The organism is Zoogloea sp. 1C4 (genome assembly GCF_009469605.1).
Classification (GTDB): domain Bacteria; phylum Pseudomonadota; class Gammaproteobacteria; order Burkholderiales; family Rhodocyclaceae; genus Zoogloea; species Zoogloea oryzae.
In genome coordinates this window covers 1-1,627 of the sequence record NZ_SSXU01000090.1, presented here as the reverse complement: position 1 = coordinate 1,627, position 1,627 = coordinate 1, and the positions used below count along the sequence as shown (strand labels likewise).

Annotated in this window: 2 protein-coding genes and 1 pseudogene; all 3 read right to left on the bottom strand. The window is 54.9% G+C overall.

Features of this window, described 5'->3' with window-relative positions:
• Window positions 1–346: pseudogene (locus GH681_RS22975) on the bottom strand (IS66 family transposase); the annotation flags it as partial.
• A gap of 19 nt (window positions 347–365) precedes the next feature.
• Window positions 366–713: an IS66 family insertion sequence element accessory protein TnpB gene (tnpB, locus tag GH681_RS22970; protein ID WP_000624618.1), complete on the bottom strand. Its 348-nt coding sequence runs from the start codon at window positions 711–713 to the stop codon at window positions 366–368.
• On the bottom strand, window positions 713–1,363 hold the full coding sequence (gene tnpA, locus GH681_RS22965) for an IS66-like element accessory protein TnpA (protein WP_000993956.1): 651 nt from the start codon (window positions 1,361–1,363) through the stop codon (window positions 713–715). The genes tnpB and tnpA overlap by 1 nt, the downstream gene beginning before the upstream one ends.
• Window positions 1,364–1,627 lie beyond the last annotated feature (264 nt).

The following is a 1,627-nucleotide window of genomic DNA, read 5'->3' as shown; positions in this document are numbered from 1 at the left end:
TCGGGTGCGGCGGGGGGCGTCGTCTGGCCGGCGGCTGGTGCGATGGCAGTACCGGGTCATATTGCTCATCCAGCGTTTCCGCCATTTCTTCCTGAAGTGCGCTGATTCGCTCCTGGGCTTCCTGTATCTGCCGTTCGGTTTTAGCGCGAAGTTTTTCTGAGCTTTTACCGAACTGCATGCGCTGCAGTTTCGCAACCAGCGCCTTCAGCCGGTTGATTTCGGAAGCATAAGCCGCCACCCGCTGTGAGAGCAGGCGGTTGTATTTCGCCATCTGGCGGATGGTGTCCTGTTGCGTCTGCAACAGTGCCCGCAGGCGGGCATTCTCATGAGCAAGTGAGGTGTCCATATCCTCACTTTACAACGGGTTATATGCGGATGCCAGCGCGTTCCGTTCGTTTCGGGTGCTTCCAGTCGATGCCTTCGAGAAGCATGGACAACTGAGCCGGAGTAAGGTGAACCTTTCCATCGCGGGTGACCGGCCAGACGAAGCGGCCCCGCTCCAGGCGTTTGGTGAAGAGGCACAGTCCGTCACTGTCAGCCCACAGCACTTTTATCTGGTCACCCCGGCGTCCGCGGAAGATGAACAGATGCCCGGAGAACGGGTCATCCTTCAGGACGTTCTGAACTTTTGAGGCCAGGCCGTTAAAGCCATTTCGCATATCGGTGATACCGGCAACCAGCCAGATACGCGAACCGGCAGGGAGAGATATCATCAGTGGCTGCTCCCTTTCATTTCGCGGATAAGTGTCTGTAATAACGCCGGTGTCAGTTCACCTTTCAGCCTGAGAGTTCCGGCCGGCAGAACCAGCTCGCAGCACAGACTGTCTGGCAGTGTATTTATCTGTTCAGGTATCTGCACTGGTGCCGGGATTTTATTATCCGGCTCCGGAGTTAACGTCACGGGAAGTAGCGATGTTTCATGTTCGCCGGGCGGTTGCAGGCCACCGTTACGCCAGAGATGCCGCCAGTTAAAGAGCAGGTTATCGTTAATTCCATTCTCTCGAGCTATTTGTGCGACACAAGCACCGGGTAAAAGAGTTTGCTGAACCAGTCTCCATTTAAACTCCGGTGAAAATCGGTTCCGGCGGGGTTTCTCTGCTTTCACAGGCTGAGTCACGGTCGGGGCTGAAGGGTATCGCCCCGGGAAAAGAGCCCGGGCCAGTTGCCCGCAGGAATATTCACCGGAAAGAGGCCAGTCAGTGAATACCTGGTGAAATCGCCTCACCAGAGAAAAAATGGCGGTTTTGCTGACACCGGTCTGCGCAGAAATGCGCGGGTACGACAGTGACTCGTCAAATCTCAGCTGTAGCACACGCAGGATCAATTCCGGATTGTCTGCCAGTACCGCTTTTCGTGCATTCATCTTAAATGTCCCTTTACTGCGAAAATGGACATTAGTATCGGAAACAGGAAAGGGAGGCGAAAGACGGTTTAAATGAGACGGTTACTCAGAGTCAGAACAGGAGGAAAAAGAGAATAATCACAGGGGAGGTGATGTGATTTCTGACAGGTCATAAACAGAGAAGGCGGGGGAAAAGAACGGGCGCCGCAGGCGCACGTTCATCCCCGTTCCCGGAGGGAATCGGCCTTCCTGGCAGTCTGGTTGTTCATGCCCGTATAATGCCAG